Here is an 18,755-nt window from a genome sequence, read left to right on the forward strand (position 1 = left end):
CGTCATGGCGAAGCCAACACAAGCTCCCAAATCGCAAGGCCTTGATCCAAGACTGTACTGTGATTATTCAAAGTTAGTGCGAATACAGGCGCAAGCTGAGTCGTTTTCCCTGTTGCCTCACCTAAAAGCGGGCAGTGTCCTTTCGGGAAGACACAACTCGTTATTTCGTGGTCGTGGTTTGAACTTTGAAGAGTTACGACATTACCAACTGGGTGATGATATCCGTAACCTTGATTGGAAAGTCACCATGCGAACCGGGAAACCACATGTTCGTAGCTATACCGAAGAAAAAGACCGCAATGTGATGATCTGTGTAGACCAACGCAGCTCTATGTTCTTTGCCTCTCAAGACACCATGAAGTCCGTCGTTGCCGCGGAAGTGGCGGCATTGTGTGGTTGGCGGGTTCTTAAGGATGGAGACCGCGTCGGTTTTGTTTTGGCTTCACACCAAAAGCTATTTCACACAAAAGCGCAACGTTCTCAGTCTGATTTGCTATCCCAACTCAAACACCTTGCTAAAGCGAACCAGAGTTTGGGTGTAAATGTGAGTGACAATGAGGGAGTCGGCTTTACTCAATGCATCGAATTGATTAAGCGAATGAGGTTAAAACAGTCGACGTTAATCTTCATTAGCGATTGGCGTGATTGCCAAGAGCACCACGTAGACCGTTTGAAACAACTTCAGCAGCATAACGATATCCTCGCAATCATGGTCACTGACCCACTAGAGCGTTCACTGCCAAGAGATCTTGCGAGTGCAAACTGGGTGGTGGGTGATGGTCGCTTTCAATTGAGCCTAGATAGCCAATCTAAGGTCAACCTTGCAAGCGAGAGCCTGGCTCAGAAAGCGGCACTTCAAAAACAATCTCTAGCTAAATTAATGGCGATGAAAAACCTTCCGTATATCGAATTAGACACGTCTGGCAATCATATCTCCCAGTTACAAAAGTTAGTGGGAGGGCGCTAAATGACAGTCGAACATACGCCTCCTAGTACTTATATCCTGCGTGAGCTGCACGATGTGGCGATACCTAATAGTGTTAGCTGGGCTCCACAAACGATAGGTTGGAAGATCCTTGGCGTTATCTTGTTATTAGCGGCTCTCTACCTGGCCTATCGTTTGGCGCTAAGGTGGTGGAATAATCGCTACCGAAAAGAAGCACTTAATGAATTGATGTTATTGGATGCGAGAAACAAAAACTCCCCTGAGCAGGCTTTTAAAGTGCTTAAAGTTGTACTCGGTTATTTAGACAGCAGCAATGCAAAGTTGTTTGGACAAGCTTATGTAAAACGTTTGAATGCTCACCTTCCTGTCAACGCGCAAACAGAGAGTAACAACGCATTCTTTGCCGAGGAAATCTCAGAACTATGGATGCAAAGCCTCATTGATCCCAAGGTACGCTTGACCTTTGAACAGCGCTCGGAAGTGATTCAAACCTCAATGATGTGGTTAAAGCTCCATAAGCCTGATGTTCAAGTAGCAGTTGAGGGGCAAGCAAATGATTAATCTCTTCTCTTCTAGCTTTGAATTTGCACATCCATTGTGGTTCGTTGCACTGCCTTTACCTCTGTTGGTCTACTTAGCGGTGCCAGCATATCGCACCAAACAAATGGCCATTAAAGTGCCGTTCTTCCACGAATTGGTGGAAGCGATTGGGGAAGCACCTTCTGAAGGGGCAAGTCAATTGACGCCAAGCTGGTGGCAACGCACCACTCTCATTATCACTTGGGTTTTGGTTGTTTGTGCCTTGGCTAAACCGACCATTCTTGGTGAACCTCAAGTGCGTGAACAATTAGGTCGCGATGTCATGGTGGTTGTTGATTTATCTGGATCAATGGCAGAACAAGACTTCACATCTAAGCAAGGTAAGAAAATCTCACGCTTGGAAGCAACCAAACAGGTGTTAGCGGACTTTGCGAAAACCAGAAAAGGCGACCGCTTAGGTTTAATCCTGTTTGGTGATGCTGCTTTTGTACAAACTCCTTTCACTGCCGACCAAGATGTATGGCTTGAGCTCTTAAATCAAACAGATGTGGCGATGGCCGGGCAGAGCACTCATTTGGGCGATGCGATTGGCTTAGCGATAAAAGTGTTTGAGCAGAGCGGTAAGCAGATGTCTGCCGAACAAGCCCAAAACGATATCGAGCGTGAGAAAGTCGTGATTGTTCTTACGGACGGTAATGATACGGGCAGTTTTGTAGAGCCAATTGATGCTGCAAAAGTGGCTAAGGCGAAAGGGGTTCGTATCCACGTGATTGCGATGGGCGACCCTCAGACTGTCGGAGAAGTTGCTTTGGATATGGAAACCATCAAGCGTATCGCCTCTGAATCTGGCGGTGAGGCGTTTGAAGCGCTTAACCGTGATGAACTCAGTACCGCCTACGAACAGATCGGCCAACTTGAGCCTCAGTTATATGAAAGCACAACCTATCGACCTAAGCAGGGCTTACACCACTATTTAATGGCAGTCGTCGTACTCATGTATCTCACAGTATTTAGTCTTGCAACGTTAAGACGTCGCCGTGCCGTTCGTTTGTCGAACCTTGAAACGAAAGGAGAGATTGATGTTTGATTCTCTCGCAATTCAACAGGTTTTTACTCAGTTTCATTTTATTCGCCCACTTTGGCTCTTAGCATTTGTGCCGATGTTTTTCTTACTCTGGTTACGTTGGCGTGAAGAGACTAAACCGAACTGGAAAGACATTCTTCCAGAGCATTTACGCAATGCACTAACAATTGGTGAGACAGGGTGGCGTAAACAGCTACCGCTCAAGCTACTGATGGTGATAGTGACCATCGCGATCATTATTTGCTCCGGTCCAACGTGGCAGCGTGAAGCATCGCCATTTGGAGAAGATAAAGCCTCGATGTTAGTGGTACTTGATAACAGCGAATCTATGCTAGAAAAGGATTTACCTCCTAGTCGCTTAGAGCGCTCGAAACAAAAAATTCGAGACTTATTGGCGGCGCGTAAAGGCGGTAATACAGGTTTAGTAGTGTATGCAGGAAGTGCTCATGTTGCGATGCCGGTGACTCAAGATAGCAAAGTTTTCGAGCCGTTTTTGGCGGCAATCACGCCTGAAATTATGCCTGTTGATGGTAAAGCTGCTGAGAAAGCACTGCCTTTAGTTCAGCAACAATTGTCTGGTGAACCGGGTTCAACTGTGTTGCTGGTTTCTGATGGCGTGAATCCTACGACCATAAAGGCGTACGAACAGTTCTTTAATGAAAACAGTTACCAATTGTTGATTTTGGCAGCGGGTAATAGCCAAATGGTTAGTAATAACCCAGTAGACCTTGATTCATTGAACACGTTGGCTAAAGCCACGGGTGGTCGCTTGATTGAAGTGACGGTAGATGACTCTGACATAAAAGCGCTTAACAGTGCGGTTGAGCGCAATATGCAGCTCAATGGTGAGTCTTCGATGCCTTGGAAAGACATGGGGTACGGCTTGTTGTTCCCTATTGCTTTGATCATGTTACTTTGGTTCCGAAAAGGCTGGCTCGTGCAGTGGTGTCTAATCGGAGCTGTTACGACAGGTGCCTTATATACGCCAAATACAATGGCAAAAACGGTTCATCTGACGGCGGACAGACCTGCTGAAGTGGAAACATTATCGGCTTGGGATAAAACTGCCCAATGGTGGTGGGATTTATGGCTGACTCCGGACCAACAGGGTCAGCGATTGTTAAATCAACAAGAGTATCTAGAAGCGGCGAAACACTTTGAGGATCCACTTAGGAAAGGTGTCGCTTACTACTACGCACGCGAGTTTAAGCTTGCCCATAGTGCCTTCTTACAAGTCGACAGTGATTTAGGTTTATACAACGCGGCCAGTGCTCTAGCTAGGCAACGAGAGTATCTGGCTGCACGAGATTTGCTGAAAAGTTTAAATGATAAGCCTGACCTTGACTCTAATTTAAAGCCTGAGGTTCAGCACAACTTAGCCGTGGTTAATGGCATTGTTGAAGAAGTTAACCGAACCAGTGAAAGCCAAGCAGGGACGACGGATGGCCCTGAAGAATCGTTTGAACTAGACGAGGATAAGCCACGTACGGGCGATGGTGCAGAAGAGGAGACAGTTGCTGAGCTCATGTTAAAAGAAACGCTCAATGCGAATGAAATTCTTGGTAGTCAAGAGCTCGCTGATAAGTGGTTAAAGCGAGTGGAAGCGGATCCTAAGTATTTCCTTCGAGCTAAGTTTCAAATTCAATTGCGCGAACCATCACCAGTATTTAATGAGGAGCAAAAGTAATGAGTTATTGTCAATTTTTGTCTCTCAGTTACTCTAGAGATTCGAACTCAGTTAAGCCGTTAAGTCATGTACAGCATGGTTTCGTTGTTATGTTGATGGCTCTGCTTATCACCTTGTGTTCCTCTTCAGCGTACGCTCGTGATATTTATGATCTTCAGCGTAGTGGTGATGTTGAGCTTATCGCTTGGGTCGGAGAAAAACCGAAACTGGGCGATAAGATAACGCCGGCTAAGGTAAGCGTTAATGAGCAAGTGATTTTGAATATCGAAGTCGCGACCCCACATTGGTTTACGGGTGGCACACGCATCGGTAGCATTGAAATCCCAAACGTGATTGCAAAGCAGCGTAATCAACTTGCAACGAATTACACCGAAAGAGTAGGCGGGACTACTTGGTCACGCCAGCGCTGGGAAATCACTCTTTATCCAATGGCATCGGGTGCTTTTGTTATTCCTACCTTGCCTGTGAGTTTAAAGGTGTCAGCTCCCGATGGTTCTAACGTGACTGGTACACTTTACACCCAACCGATTAAGTTTGAAGCTTCGCTACCTTCTGGGTTATTGAGTGAAGACACGCCTTGGTTCGCAGCAACGGATGTTGAGGTTCAGCAAAAGTGGCAACGCTCTAGTGATGAGCTGAAAGTTGGCGATGCAATCACTCGAACAGTGACCATTAGGGCAAAAGACAGCTTATCTGTGTTGTTACCTAACGTACTAACCAACGAATCTACACAGCAGTATCAAGCCTATCCGCAACCGAATCGTCTTGATGATACCCAAGAGCGAGGGGACTATCGTTCAAGCCGAATTGAAGAATCAGTCTATGTGATTCAACAAGGTGGTGAACTGACGCTTCCTGAATTCAAGTTTCAATGGTGGAATAGCGACAAACAACGTTTAGAAGATGTCGTAATCAAAGGTGAAGTGTTTGAAGCCAAGCACACATTACAGTCCTTTGTTAAAGCTTATATGTCGGCATTCATTACGATTGGTTTAGTATCGTTAGCATGTGTTTTACTGTTTGTTGTTGGTAAGCGTTATTACGCGGCTCGACCAACACCCACGTGGTTAGTGATGAGACGCCTGCTTAAGCAGGGCGACTGGGCTGCGTTACGAATGTTTATTTACACTCAATTACGATATCAAACGACGGAGTTAGAGCTATCGAAAGCCAGCACCGAAAAGTTATGGCTGGATGATAGCACTGCTCTTCAGCAAGGGCATGAAGATAAGAACGTGTTTAAACGTTTGTGGAAAGGGTTAAAAAAACTCGCCAATCGCCGGACCAACTCTCATGTATCTCGCTCAATCGCAGGTCGCTTGAAAATTCCTAAAGCCTTGCCAGACTTAAAAGATAAAACTAAGTAGCCACGTGATGCTCTTGTATCGTTGAAATACCTATAAAAATTCAAGGTTTATCGAGGCATTACGCACAACTTTTAGCAATTCGCATCGAACAAAATCAGCAGGTTCCCTACTATAGGGAACCTGCTTCTTTAATATGGAACTGTATGAAAAGTACCGAGCTAAATCTAATTCCTATATTTGTCGCTATCTATGAAGAGCAGAACTTATCTAGAGCTGCTAGCCGCATGGATATTAGTCAGCCAGCTGTGAGTAAAGCACTTGCAAGGCTGAGAGATATTTATGATGAGCCACTGTTTCACCGTACCACTTCAGGTGTTGAGCCAACTACTTTCGCGATGGATATCTACCCAGCGATGGCGGCCGCACTGAAGAACTTTACGTCGACCTTGTCTGCATCAAGAGACTTTGACCCTAAAACCTCCGGCCGCGTGTTCTCTATCGCCTGTGTGTCGGCGGCGAGCTACGAAATGATGCCTAAGGTGATGCAACTGATTAGCCAGGTAGCACCGGGTATTGCCTTAGAAATTCACCCTTTGTTTACAGAAGACTACGAGTCGGATCTAAGACTACAAAGACATGATGTAATCATTGATATGACGCCAAAAGGAAGAACGACGCTAAAGCATGAGGTGATTTCTACCGAACAGTTGGTGGTGGTGTGCCGCACTGATCATCCAACTATTGGCGATAGCATCGATATGACACAATTTTTGTCGCTTGAGCATGTGGTGGTATCCAAATGGCATGCACGCCGAAGCCTATTGAGTTCGGAGCACTATAGAGACCTTGAGAAACGTCGAGTAGTTTATAGAGCAGCAGGTGTAGTTGAAATGTTGCCGGTTATCGAAAACTCAGATTATATCGGAATGCTTCCGATGTCGTCGGTGCGTTGCTTCTCTGAAAAGTACAAGGTTAAAACGCTAGCGCTGCCGTTCGAACTGGACAACCTCGATATGTGTATGATTTGGCACCCAAGCCGCACTAACGAACCAAGCCACAAGTGGTTACGCGCCAAGATCAAAGCCGCAGCAAAAGAGGTCTCGGCTTAGCGCTTTCGTTAGCTGAGTGGTGGTTTCGTAGACCCACTCCAGACGCTTTTATTACGTCTGGAGTAGGGTACAAACCACTGACTCCACTGAGCTTGAAGCGACAGCCTATACTGATGCTTGTGATGTTTGCTCCGTATTGCCAACAAAATATGAGACCCAGTCATCTATAGGTAGAGGTCTAGCAAAGAAGTAACCTTGTGCGTATTTACAACCTATCTGACGCAGAGTCTTTACGTGGTTCTGCGTTTCAAGTCCTTCAGCAATCACTGAAAAATCGAGTATTTGTGCGAGTTTTAATACCGCACAGGTGATCTCGTAATCAACCTTAGATGAGTTGATGTCTTCAATAAAGCTTCGATCGAGTTTGACGCAGTCTGCTGAGAGGTTTTTCAACACAGATAGTGAAGAGTAACCGGTACCAAAGTCATCAATGGCAATTTTATAGCCCTTGGAATGAAGCACTTCTATCGTTCTCGAACAGGTCTCGAAATCTCGCATCATGTCTCTTTCTGTTATCTCAAGTAACAGTTGATGTGGCTGACAATCTGTCTCATCGAGTATTACTTGGAGTTGCTCGGCGAGGTCGGTCATGTAAAACATCCGAGCAGAGAAGTTGATTGAGAAAGTTACCCCCTCCAAGTCGATTCCTGAGCGTTGCCAGTCGGTGATGAGGTTAGCTACTTTTTTAAATACCCACTTATCAATGTCGATAATAAGGTCACTCTTCTCTGCGACTTCCAGAAAACCAGCCGGAGGCAAAAGGCCCAACTTAGGATGTCGCCAACGGACTAGCGCTTCAGCACCAATGATCTCTTGCGTGTCCAGATCGACTTTTGGTTGGAAGAACACTTCTAGTTCGTCATTAGCAATGGCCTGATGCAAGCCCATGTTGGTTTCGATAAGATCATTGACTTCATGAGTCATCTTGTCGGCATAGACGCGATATTGGTCTCTGCCATTGCGCTTGGCGTGATACATGGCAGTATCTGCGTTTCGGATTAGAGTTTCACCACTTGAGCCATGAGTAGGGTACTCACACACGCCTATACTTGCAGCAACGAATATCGAGTTGTTGTCGGCATAGTAAGGTTTGCGGAGTGATTGGTTTAGTCGGTCTGCCAGTTGTTCACCTTTACTTAAGCTGATGTCAGAGAACACGACCATAAACTCATCGCCGCCCATTCGTGCGACGAAGCCATTGTTGCCAACAAGCGTGGTCAAAATATTTGATACGTTGATCAACAGGTTGTCACCTTGCCCGTGTCCTAGCGAGTCATTGATGGTTTTAAACTCATCAATATCCAGATAGAACAGTAAGAAAAATGAGTTATGCTCTCGAGACCGTTTAATCTCCTCATCTAATCTCTTCGTCGCTAACAGTCGGTTTGCTAAACCTGTTAACGGATCGTGGTGGGCAAGAAAGTCGAAGTTCTTTTTCTCTTCAGTTAGGTCCAAATACGCTTCAGACAGCCTACCAGCCATGTCATTGTAGGCTTTCTCTAAATGAGACCATTCATCGCTTCTACCAAGCGCGATAGGCTCTTTTAGGCTGCCAGACTCCAAACGATTGAAACCATGCTTAAGTGCGTTGAGTGGTTTTTGAATATGGTGTCTGACGACATGGTTAAGTAACAGCAGTGACAAGATAACGGCAGAAAAGCTGATGATAATTGCGTTAAAGCGCGACTCACCGATCTCTTCTTCTAGTTGAGCAGTGAGGGCCAGAGCTTGGTTTTGAACACGAGACTCTGTATTTTCTACCATTTCTAATAGATCGCTTTGTGCATCCAATAGAGAAGCCATGACCAGCCAACGTTGTTCTAGGTTGGCACGAATTCGTTTAAGTGCCGCATTATAGCGTTTAACTGTTTTCTGAATTTTCTGCTTCTCGCTGATTACCGCTGCTGTTTTTATATCAACGTTTTCTAAGTGCAGTAAGAAGATATCGAGCTCTTTTTCGACTTTGATTAACAGCACTTTTTCTGTTTCTGGTGTAATGCGGCTGTGTATGTCACCGACCATTTTTCCGGAAGTCAGAAAAGATTCCCTCAGCATGTTCATCAGATCCAACTCATTGTTGTATCGAATAAAGTCATTTTGATTGAGGTGCTTCAGCTTACTGTCAGCAATAGCAAACTCCAGCTTATTGAGTTGGGCTGCTAAGGTGGCATCAATTTGATTGGTTTGTTTTAAGATTCGATTAAGCGCAAGTGAACTGCCTAAGAAACGGTGGAAGTTGTCAATAAAGGCATCTATTTTCTGTGAAAATCCTTCATTTGTAGACAAATCTCTTAGTTTTTGCAGCTGGAAATCAACGTTAAAAGCCTCTTCAGACAAGGTATTCTCGCTGAATAGAAAGGTCTGTTCGAGTAGTTTTACTCGAGAGGTCAAGGTAAAAACTCGTCGACTTATCTCGGAATTTACAATCAACTCGGAGACATGTGTAGAGGTTTCTGTTTTAAGCGTTGATTCGACATAATACAAAGAGCGAATCACCATGATGACCGCGAAGCTTACGATAAGTAGTGATATTAAGTTGGATATTATGAAGCGCTGGGTAATGTTAATTTGATTGAATTTCATTGTGGCTTCCAAATATTCAGATACGCTTCGCGGTAGCCATTCTTAGGGTCATAAATGCCAGTCGTTTCGTTGTTAATAAGCTCTGCTACGTTCTTTGGCGTGACGAGATGAACAGGCGCAGAATAACCACTAGGCGGCATGTTATTAAACGCTCTGTTGAGTTCGTCAACGATTTGCCAACCTTGAAGGTATAGAGGCTCAGGAACGGTCGCAGACTGGAACTTGTCTCTGTTGATTCTTTTGTACGCGGCTTTACTGCCGTCGCCTGCCGAAATGTTATTGGGAATCAACTTGTTATCTTCGATTTTTGACTCTAAGGAGGGGATGGCATAATCGATATATAGGTCGTTAATCGCTAAAATATGGGTGATGTTGTCACCATATTTTTTATCAAGCATCTTCAAGGTAGATGGCATTTTTTGGTCGATCTGATCGAGTGGAAGGTAGATCAGCTCAAGCACATCACACTGGCGGCACTGTTTGATAGTATCCACCATTGCATTCGCTTTTATCATCGCAATTTCGTAATTTGGGTCGGTGAAAACCACAATTTTGGCTTGGCCTTTTGAGTTAACAATAGACAATAAAGCAGCGATTTCTGCTACATCCAGAGGATCGGTTGTGATGTTGGTAAACAGACCAATCTCAGGATTTCCACCCGCTAATTCTGTGGCGTGCCATCCAATGATGGTGATGCCCAAATCTTGGGCTTGTTTTAGGATCTTTTGATGACGTACTGCATCAATACCACCAAGCACAATGGCATCGGGTTGAAAGCCGATTGCTTTTCTAATGGCTGCCCCTTGGCGAACCTCAGATCCTAAACCATCGACAAAACGTAGGTGCCAATCAATTTTTGAAATCGCTTCAGATAGGCCTTTCCCCACACCATAAACACCACCGTTACGCAGGTCCGATGCAACAAAAATGATGCTTTTTTCATGGCGTATCGCAGGGCCTGCAGTTGGTCCTCCCCAAGTGGTTTGGTAAGACACCGCACGCGTAACCTTATTTTCAGCGTATTTGAAAAATACGTCTTCTGGGTACCCTGCAAAACTTGTTGAGCTGCAAGTGATAGCAAGTAATGCACTTGCAAAGTTAAATATTTTATTCATCAGTTTTATAAAAGTTCTTTAAATTATTATCGCCCTATATTTATAATATTGTTAATAAACATTCAAACACTTGGTAACATTTATGCTGGGTCAAAATTATAAAATCCTTTTACCTTTACTTCTAACTGCTTGTTTTATGGTTTCACTAACTGTGAGGGCTGATGGAGAATGGCTTGACGATGATTTTAGAAAACTTGAAAAATTTCAAGAGACTGTGAGTGGTGAGCCTATTTCTCTTGTAGCAGAATCGTCTGAAAAACCCGTAAGGATCGCTTTAATTTACCCAAGCGCAGATATTTCCGATTTTTGGATACGTAATTTCGTTGCGCTAAAGGAAAGGCTGATCGCTTTGGAGCTCAGGTTTGAGATTGATGAATTCACATCAAGGCAGATTGAACACTCATTGCAAACTCAATACACGGAACAAGTGCTCAGCTCGGATACTCCGTATGACTTCGTCATTTTTGGACCTTCAGAATTGGATATTCAAGCCGGAAACATTCAAAAGCTGTCGGCGTCCTCCGACTTTAAAACCTTCATTTGGGCTTTCCATACCCCTAACGAGCAGTGGTCACATCAGCCAGATAGCTGGTTTGATTTTTCCAGTGAGATGGGCGCGAAAGTGTTGTGTGATCACGTGGTTCAAGAGTTAGGTAATGATGTTGAGTTTTCCGCGAACCGAGGCATTCCTGGCATCACCGACACCCAACGTTCACAAGGCTTTATCGATTGTGTTGAAGAGAAAGGCGATTGGTTAACGGTTTATGAGCATTTTGGGCAGTATCAAAAAATTGGAGGGGCCGATGGGATTCGCCTAGTACTCGGTAACTTTCCGGAAGTGACCATGGTTCACAATGCTAATACGGCAATGACGATGGGAGCGGTGGACGCGCTTAGTGAAGCTGACATGCTGTCTGAGATATATGTGACAGGTTGGGGCGGCACCGCAAAAGAAATAGAAAAAATCCGTTCTGATGAGCTTGATGCTACCCCTATGAGAATGAGCGACGATCTGGGTGTTGCTACGGCAGAAGCGATTAAGTTTCACTTGGAAGGTCGACAAACAGAAGTGCCGTTGATCTATTTAGGCAGAATCACCGTGGTGCACAACAAAATGGATGATCAAGAGCTGAGCCAATTAACTCGAGAGGCTTTCCGTTATTCAGGAAAAAACTAGTGCACTGAACGTCACTTACACAACAGCAAAGAAAAAGCCGCTTGCCTGTATTAGGTAAGCGGCTTTTTTATCGTTCGCAACACACCGGTTTAATCGGTGTTAGTGCTAATGCTTTTAGTCGACGATTTCTTTCAATACTTCACCAATCGAACCACTTGGCTGTGTGATGCCTAGCTTGTTAGACAGAGTCGGTGCAATATCATAAGGCGTAACTGCTCGTGATACCTTTTTAGCTTCTACGTCATAACCTGCGAAGATAACCGGTACATGAGTGTCGTATTTCCATGGTGAACCATGTGTCGACGCGATTTGAAGACCTTCCATGTCGTTGATGTAGCTGCGCGGTGCAAATACGACATAAACGTCACCAGAGCGCGCTGGGTGATAGTTGTTTTTAATCAGCTGCATGACGTGTGTATCAGGTACTCTGTTCTTAGCGATATCACTGCTTGATACAGCAAATGCTACGCCTTTCACTTTCGAAATTTCATCTGCAATCGCTTCCTGAACTTTTGCTAGGTCAAGCTTCTTCTCAGCGATAAGGTCATGATTCAGGTAAATGTACGGCTGTGCATACAAGCGGATCGCATCTTTAGTTAAACCAAATTGGTCTTTCAAACGTTTCTCAACACCACTCGATAGTAAGGTATCTTTGTTGAAGTATTGTGCTTGATTAAAGCCAAGCGCATTTGCCGCAGGCGACGCTTCAGGTACGCCATGGTCGGCGGACAAAACAATGAGTGTGTTTTCTAACCCCACTTGGTCATCGACGGTTTTTAAAAGTTTCGCGATAGTTTTATCAAGTCGAATTAAGTTGTCTTCCGTTTCTAAGCTTTCTGGGCCGTATAGATGGACCACATAATCGTTCGATGAGAAGCTAACCGATAGGTAGTCGGTGGCATCGCCTTGCCCAAGCTTTTCTTGCATCAATAGTGTGCTGGCAAAGTTCTCTGTAATCTCATCACCAGCGGGGCTCACGGTTAACGTGGTGCTGTAATATTTGTAACTCGCTGGGCCATAAGGGTGAGGGAAAGTCCTTTGGAAATCACCTAGCTTAACCTTGTAATCAGTATCGTGCTCTTGAAGTGTATATTGGTCGCGCGGCAACGAGAGTTCCCATTTCTGTTTGGAGTATTGCGCTGCAACTTTCTTCTCATTCCAACGAGATACCCAATCTGGATATTCATCATAGTAATAATTACTGGTGACAAACTCAGATTGTGCTTTCGAGAACCAAAACGCTTTTCCACTGTGTCCTGCAAGAGAGATAGCACCACGGTCTTTCACTGACACACCAAAAACCTTTGATTTTCCGCTGTTGGAAATAGTGAGTTCATCACCAAAGGTGGTCGCAAGAATTGGCTCTGGAGAACGGCCATCGCCTTGTGCTGTCTTTTGTGTTGGATCTATCTCTGTAGCCTTATCGACACCAGCACCAGAGGTTAACATGGTGTAGTTGCCGTCCTCTACGTTATACACTAAACGCTCTTCACTGCGGTCGTACCAAACATTACCCACCATGCCATGTACACTTGGTGGAGCGCCTGTTGCTAGTGATACATGGCCGACAATGGTTTCTGTATTACCGTGTTGATAATTGGCATTAGTGTAATAGGTGCCATCATCCATCAAGTAGCGAAAGCCACCCTCACCAAAGTTATGCTTATAGCGCTCTATAAGGTCGGCACGCAGACCATCAACCGTGATTTGAAGAACCAAATCAGGTTTCTCTGCGGCTGTTGCGGGCAAAGCACAGAGTAGAGCAAGTGTAAGACCTGAAAGCTTGGTGTATTGCATAGGGTTTCCTTATTCAGTGTTGACGCATTGTTCTAGCGTGTGGTCAGACTTTTAACGTTGAGATAGGGTTATTCACGTATCTAGTTCGCATCTTTAACCAACCGCAATCCCATGTCCGACATGGTGATGGACTGGCTTGCGAAATCACGACGGTAACTTTCCGATTCATTTTCGTCATAAGCAAAACTGCCACCGCGAACAGACTTGTGCGATAAGCCTACGTCGCTGTGTTTAGCGTTGTTTGGATTGTCTGTTGGACCAAATCGGTAGAAGGTGTCATCGAAGGCATCGATCACGAATTCGCCAACATTACCGGTCATGTCATATAAGCCTAGTTCATTTGGCTTCTTTAGCCCGACTGGGTGTGCGCTATTTTTCGAATTTGCTGAGTACCACGCAACATCATCTAAGTTATTGGAACCACTGTAAGTATAGCCTTTGCTTTTGTTGCCACCTTTGGCAGCAAATTCCCATTCTGCTTCGGTTGGTAGACGGTAATCTTCGCCAGTTAACTCATTCAATTGCTCTACGAAATAGTTCGCTTGCTGCCAGCTTAGGTTGTTAACGGGAACTTGTGGGTTTTGGAAATAACTGAGAGATGAGCCCATGACAGATTCGAACAATTCTTGAGTCACCTCAAACTTGGCGATGTAGAAACTATCTACAGTAACACTACGTGCTGGGCGCTCGGCTTTACTTGCTTCTGGGCTGTTTGAACCCATGGTGAATGTGCCGCCTTCAACGAGAACCATATCTTGGTCAATTTGTTGGGCAATAGGGTGTGTTGGCACGCTTGAACAGCCGCTGAGAAGAATAGTCATGGTGACGCCGCTGACTGCTGCTAAATGTTTGTAATTGATAAATTTCATCACGTGCCTCAAATGTTCGAAATAGGGTGTAATTCTAACGTTTTTGGTCATTCCTATTGGTTATAAAGGGTATAACATGCCACTGACTTCATTCGGAATTATGATGGGAACAAGATAATAAGATAGGTAGGTAAATCATGCATATTACTCAAGGTCCTCAATATAATGGTAAAGCGTCTAAGCGCTTACATGTTATGGCGAAGCCGATTGGCGCAGCGTGTAACATTGACTGTAAATATTGTTACTACCTAAGTAAGCAAGATTTGTTGGAGTACAAGAAAGGCAGTTCTCCAAGAATGGATGATGAAACGTTAGAGACGTATATCCGACAATACATCGAAGGCCAGAATACGCCAGAAATTATCTTCTCATGGCAGGGTGGTGAACCCACCATGCTTGGTTTGGCTTATTTTGAACGTGTGGTTGAACTACAGAAGAAGTACCAACCTGAAGGTGTATTGATTTCCAATGACCTACAAACCAATGGCACATTACTGAATGACGATTGGGGACAGTTCTTAGCAAAGAATAACTTCTTGGTAGGCTTAAGTATTGATGGCCCAGAGATGCTGCATAACGCCTACCGAACTAACCGAGCCGGTCGCGGTACGTTCAAGCAAGTGATGGCGGCTGTTGAGCTGTTGCACAAGCACCAAGTGAAATTCGCGACGTTAACCTGCGTGAACAACCTGACCAGTCAAAATGCACTAGAAGTGTACCGATTCTTACGTGATGTGGTGAAGTCGCCGCAAATGCAGTTTATCCCTATCGTTGAGCAAAAAACCTTTAGAACGGTTGCACCGCAAACCTCTCAAGTGAGCGAGCAATTGAAGCAGGGTGACAAGCGCCTGATCCCGGGTCATAAAGATTCAATCATGGAATCATGGTGTGTGTCAGATCTGGCGTGGGGTAACTTCCTGATTACCGTGTTTGATGAGTGGGCGAAAAACGATATCGGCAAAGTGTTCGTTCAATATTTCGAAGCAAGTTTAGAAACGTGGATTGGTCGTCCTAATCCACTTTGTACCTTGAATGAGATCTGCGGTAAAGGCCTGGCAATGGAGCCTAATGGTGACGTTTTCTCATGTGACCACTATGTTTATCCAGAATATAAAATCGGTAATATCCACCACGAGAAGTTGGATGATTTGGCGTACAGCGCTTCACAACAGAAGTTTGGCTTTGCTAAATCACGAACATTAACCAACCAATGTCAGCAATGTGATTACAAGTTTGCTTGCCATGGTGAATGTCCTAAGAACCGCTTTATTAAAACGCGTTCAGGTGAGCCGGGTTTGAACTACTTGTGCGCGGGTTGGCACAAGTTCTTTTCTCATGTCGATAAATCGATGGCGTACATCGCTCGCGCTATGAGACACCCTGTTGCTCACGGCAAGTACAGCGACTCTGTAATGATGGCACGTCGTGCAGAGATGGCTAAGCAAGCGACGTTCGAGACCAAGTTCTAGTTCAAGGTCTATCAATCTTAACGATAATTCAAACAGATATGAGTCTAGGGACAGGCTAAGTTCTCAAGTTTAAGGTACCACTATGATCAAGAAGAGTTTAGCGACAGCGGTTGCTTTAGTTATTTCAACGTCCGCATTGCTATCAACATCTGCAATGGCAGCTAACAGCGTCCAAGCTACTGTTGACGCACCTGCACAGAACATTAATCAAGTACTTGAAATGACTGACACTCAAACACGCATTCAGCAGTTGTCTTACATGGCACAAGATAAGAATCAGTCTGTTGAAAACCGCACAGGAGCTTTGCAAGAATTGGCTTCATACCCAAGCCAAAACGCGCTGGTGGCCGTTGCAAGAGGCTTGAAAGACCAAGACCCTGAAGTACGCGAAGCTGCGGTTATTGGCTCTGAACCATATCAACTGGAACATCGTTGGGCATTGGTTTCCCCTTTGCTTAAAGACAGTGATACCATGGTTCGCCACACAGCGACATCGAATTTAGTTCGTGATTTCAACACCCTAGATGAAGCGCAAAAAGCGGAAATTGAACCGGCGGTAAAAGAGCTGATCACTTTCTTGGAAACACAAGAATCAGAGAAGTTTCAGTTACTGTTTGCAGATGTCCTACGTTGGCACAATGAGTGGGAAAAGGCGGAAACGGTTTATTTAGAGCTGATTAAAACGCATCAAAATGATCCTCAAGTATGGTTGAGTTACGCAGACAACTTCCGAGCTCAGAAGAAAGACCAACAAGCGGTTGAAGTGTTAGATCGTGGTTTAGCGAATGTGCCGGACAATGCGGCTTTGCATTACTCAAAATCGCTGACCTTAGTTCGATTAGAAGAGAAGGGCGCCGCAGCAAAAGAGATTGAAGTGGCTGCTGAACTAGCGAAAGACAACAGCTATTACTGGTATCTCAACGGCGTATTGCAAGAAGATCTCGATATCGACAAGTCGACAAAATCATTTGAAAAGGCGTATTTGATTTCTGGCGCTCCAGAGCAACTCTACGCTGTATGTGATATTTACGTTCGTTACGGTAATGAAAAAACGGATGAATGTTTGACTGAGCTTAGTAAAGTCGCACCTGACTATGTGATCGAGCAGTTGAAAGAGAAGCGAGTAGCGCCAAGTTCATAGTAATTGCGTTAATCGATAAACTAGAGTGAGTTATTGAAAAGCCAGTCGAAACGTTCGACTGGCTTTTTTGCATTTGGAAGTGATTCTAAAATGTGTGGTTGGAACAAGAGACAAATCAGAGGCGTTATAGTGGGTGAGCCGAGCGACTCACCCGTAAAGCACCTATTCACTCATAAAGCATCTATTCACTCATAAAACATCTATTCACCCATAGAACTGGATGCGCGACGTCTGTCTGTTGCGCCGTAAAGTTTTCCATCTTTGATTTCAATGGCGTTTAAGCCACTGACGACAGGTATGACATGCACTGGGTAACCAAGTTGCATGAATTCTGGAACCAACATTTCGGCGTAGGTTTTTTTCTCGACCAAAAGGCCTGTTGGGTCATAGGGCTTGGTGCGATCTATCTTAGTACCGTATTGAATGTTTGGCAGGTCAATCGCTTCTTGCGCTGATAGATCCCAATCCACAACACCAACCACGGTTTTTAACACGTACCCAGGAATTTGTGAGCTACCCGGAGAGCCAACAACCAAACGTAGGTCATCTTGCTTATCCATGACCATTAATGGCGTGATTGCTGAGCGAGGACGCTTGCCTGCTTCAATTGCATTTTGGCTTGGTTTGCCATTGATGGTTGGTTTGGTAGAAAAGTTCGCCATTTGCGCATTCAAAATCACACCGTCTACCATCACGCCAGAGCCCATTCCTGTACCGACGGTGCTCGTCATAGCTATCGCGTTGCCCTCTTTGTCGATGATGGAGATGTGTCCGGTATCCTTACTCTCAAAGCCTTGATGTTGTGCGTAGTCGGAATCTGAAACCTTCCCAGCTTTTGGATTTGATTGAGCGATCCCATTTTCTGGGATCAGTTGGCGTCGATTATCAATATAAGATTTATCAAGCAGGGCACTTATGGGGGTTTCCACATAATCAGGGTCACCGGCGTAAGAAATACGATCGGCTTTAGCGATTCTCATTGCCTCTGTCATCAAGCGCCATGGTTCTGCGTCGGTCTTGGGCATGTCTGCCAAATCAAACGCTTCTAGCATTTCTAGGCTTTGCGCTACCATCACGCCACCAGAGGCAGGGTAACCAAAGGATACGATCTTGTTACCACGATAGTCGCTCTCAATGACGTCACGCTTTTTGATTTGGTACTGCTCAAAGTCTTCGATGGATAATTTTGCGTGGTCGGAATCGATGCGACTGTTGACCGTTTCGACAATGTTCTTACCAAACTCTCCACCATAAAGGTATTTGTCACCTTGTTGAGCAATATTGGTCAACGTGTCGGCAAGCTTTGGATTGGTCATAAAGGTGCCCGTCGGTTTGATTTCGTCGTTATCCCAATACAGCGCTTTGATTTCTGGATCTTCAATTAAACGGCTTTGTTCACGGACCACAATGTCGTACGTGTAGCTATTCATCGCATAACCTTTGCTAGCCAGGTCGATGGCCGGTTGAACTAACTCTGACCAAGGTAGTTTCCCATACTCTTGGTGGGCACTATAAAGTAGACGAAGAGTGCCAGGTACTGCGACCGAACGCGGACCTAAAATTTCATTTCGACTCAGTGGCTTGCCGTTTTCCATGAACATGTCGGGTGTAGCGCTTGAAGGAGCCTCGTCTCGTCCATCAAGAGCGAGAAACTGGTCTTTATCATGCTGATAAAACAAAGCAAACGTTCCGCCGCCGATCCCGGTCATGTCGGGCTCGACCACCGACATGGTCATTTGCATCGCCACCATGGCGTCGATGGCATTGCCGCCTTGTTTCAGTATCGAATAGCCAGTGCTGCTGACATAGGGGTTTGTCGCACTAACCATGAATTTGTCACCTTCAGCATCTGGCATTACCGGAAAAGGGCTGGGCTCAGCAGCAAAACCCACCGCTGAAACCAAGCTTAAAGATAAAGTTGCTATACGCAT

The 18,755-nt window shown here is 45.1% G+C and carries 14 protein-coding genes; 9 read left to right on the top strand and 5 right to left on the bottom strand.

The features are described 5' to 3' along the window. Window positions 1–4: 4 nt before the first annotated feature. The 6 genes from F0228_RS01700 to F0228_RS01725 all read left to right on the top strand — a co-directional run bounded on the left by F0228_RS01700 (window position 5) and on the right by F0228_RS01725 (window position 6,673). Complete coding sequence (locus F0228_RS01700) at window positions 5–967, top strand: DUF58 domain-containing protein (protein WP_171761764.1); 963 nt, start codon at window positions 5–7, stop codon at window positions 965–967. Continuing rightward, window positions 968–1,507: a DUF4381 domain-containing protein gene (locus tag F0228_RS01705; protein ID WP_171761765.1), complete on the top strand. Its 540-nt coding sequence runs from the start codon at window positions 968–970 to the stop codon at window positions 1,505–1,507. Next, window positions 1,500–2,573 (top strand): VWA domain-containing protein, encoded by a 1,074-nt coding sequence (locus F0228_RS01710; RefSeq protein WP_171761766.1) that lies wholly within the window; start codon window positions 1,500–1,502, stop codon window positions 2,571–2,573. Before F0228_RS01705 ends, F0228_RS01710 begins: the two co-directional genes overlap by 8 nt. Further along, the gene (locus F0228_RS01715; protein ID WP_171761767.1) at window positions 2,566–4,257 is read left to right on the top strand and encodes a VWA domain-containing protein; all 1,692 of its coding nucleotides are present in this window, start codon (window positions 2,566–2,568) and stop codon (window positions 4,255–4,257) included. The genes F0228_RS01710 and F0228_RS01715 overlap by 8 nt, the downstream gene beginning before the upstream one ends. 89 nt (window positions 4,258–4,346) lie before the next feature. Continuing rightward, window positions 4,347–5,624, top strand: a complete 1,278-nt coding sequence (locus tag F0228_RS01720) for a BatD family protein (protein WP_253820269.1) — start codon at window positions 4,347–4,349, stop codon at window positions 5,622–5,624. 143 nt (window positions 5,625–5,767) lie between these two features. Beyond that, a complete protein-coding gene (locus F0228_RS01725) occupies window positions 5,768–6,673 on the top strand; it encodes a LysR family transcriptional regulator (RefSeq protein WP_171731102.1) in 906 nt (301 codons plus the stop codon). A 105-nt stretch (window positions 6,674–6,778) separates the two neighbouring features. Here the strand turns inward: F0228_RS01725 and F0228_RS01730 are convergent, their stop codons facing one another. Beyond that, window positions 6,779–9,256: an EAL domain-containing protein gene (locus tag F0228_RS01730; protein WP_171731103.1), complete on the bottom strand. Its 2,478-nt coding sequence runs from the start codon at window positions 9,254–9,256 to the stop codon at window positions 6,779–6,781. Beyond that, window positions 9,253–10,371 carry a substrate-binding domain-containing protein gene (locus tag F0228_RS01735; RefSeq protein ID WP_061031040.1) on the bottom strand — a complete coding sequence of 373 codons (1,119 nt, stop codon included), beginning with the start codon at window positions 10,369–10,371 and terminating at the stop codon, window positions 9,253–9,255. Before F0228_RS01735 ends, F0228_RS01730 begins: the two co-directional genes overlap by 4 nt. A gap of 82 nt (window positions 10,372–10,453) precedes the next feature. Here F0228_RS01735 and F0228_RS01740 point away from each other — a divergent pair, with 82 nt between their 5' ends. Continuing rightward, entirely contained in the window at window positions 10,454–11,548 is a 1,095-nt protein-coding gene (locus tag F0228_RS01740) for a substrate-binding domain-containing protein (protein WP_171731104.1), read from the top strand. A gap of 114 nt (window positions 11,549–11,662) precedes the next feature. On the opposite strand, the gene F0228_RS01745 is transcribed toward F0228_RS01740, so the two are convergent. Beyond that, the gene (locus F0228_RS01745) at window positions 11,663–13,345 is read right to left on the bottom strand and encodes an alkaline phosphatase family protein (protein ID WP_171761769.1); all 1,683 of its coding nucleotides are present in this window, start codon (window positions 13,343–13,345) and stop codon (window positions 11,663–11,665) included. Window positions 13,346–13,425: 80 nt separating this feature from the next. Continuing rightward, a complete protein-coding gene (locus F0228_RS01750; RefSeq protein ID WP_105058118.1) occupies window positions 13,426–14,214 on the bottom strand; it encodes an SUMF1/EgtB/PvdO family nonheme iron enzyme in 789 nt (262 codons plus the stop codon). 137 nt (window positions 14,215–14,351) lie between these two features. Between F0228_RS01750 and F0228_RS01755 the strand changes: the two genes are divergently transcribed. Together F0228_RS01755 and F0228_RS01760 are read left to right on the top strand one after the other, a co-directional pair. After that, complete coding sequence (locus tag F0228_RS01755; protein ID WP_171731106.1) at window positions 14,352–15,683, top strand: anaerobic sulfatase maturase; 1,332 nt, start codon at window positions 14,352–14,354, stop codon at window positions 15,681–15,683. Between the two features lie 82 nt (window positions 15,684–15,765). After that, on the top strand, window positions 15,766–16,824 hold the full coding sequence (locus tag F0228_RS01760; protein WP_171731107.1) for a hypothetical protein: 1,059 nt from the start codon (window positions 15,766–15,768) through the stop codon (window positions 16,822–16,824). Window positions 16,825–17,024: 200 nt separating this feature from the next. Here the strand turns inward: F0228_RS01760 and ggt are convergent, their stop codons facing one another. Beyond that, entirely contained in the window at window positions 17,025–18,755 is a 1,731-nt protein-coding gene (ggt, locus tag F0228_RS01765; RefSeq protein ID WP_171761770.1) for a gamma-glutamyltransferase, read from the bottom strand.

The sequence above is a fragment of the Vibrio sp. 99K-1 genome, assembly GCF_013114585.1.
Taxonomy (GTDB): Bacteria; Pseudomonadota; Gammaproteobacteria; order Enterobacterales; family Vibrionaceae; genus Vibrio; species Vibrio chagasii_B.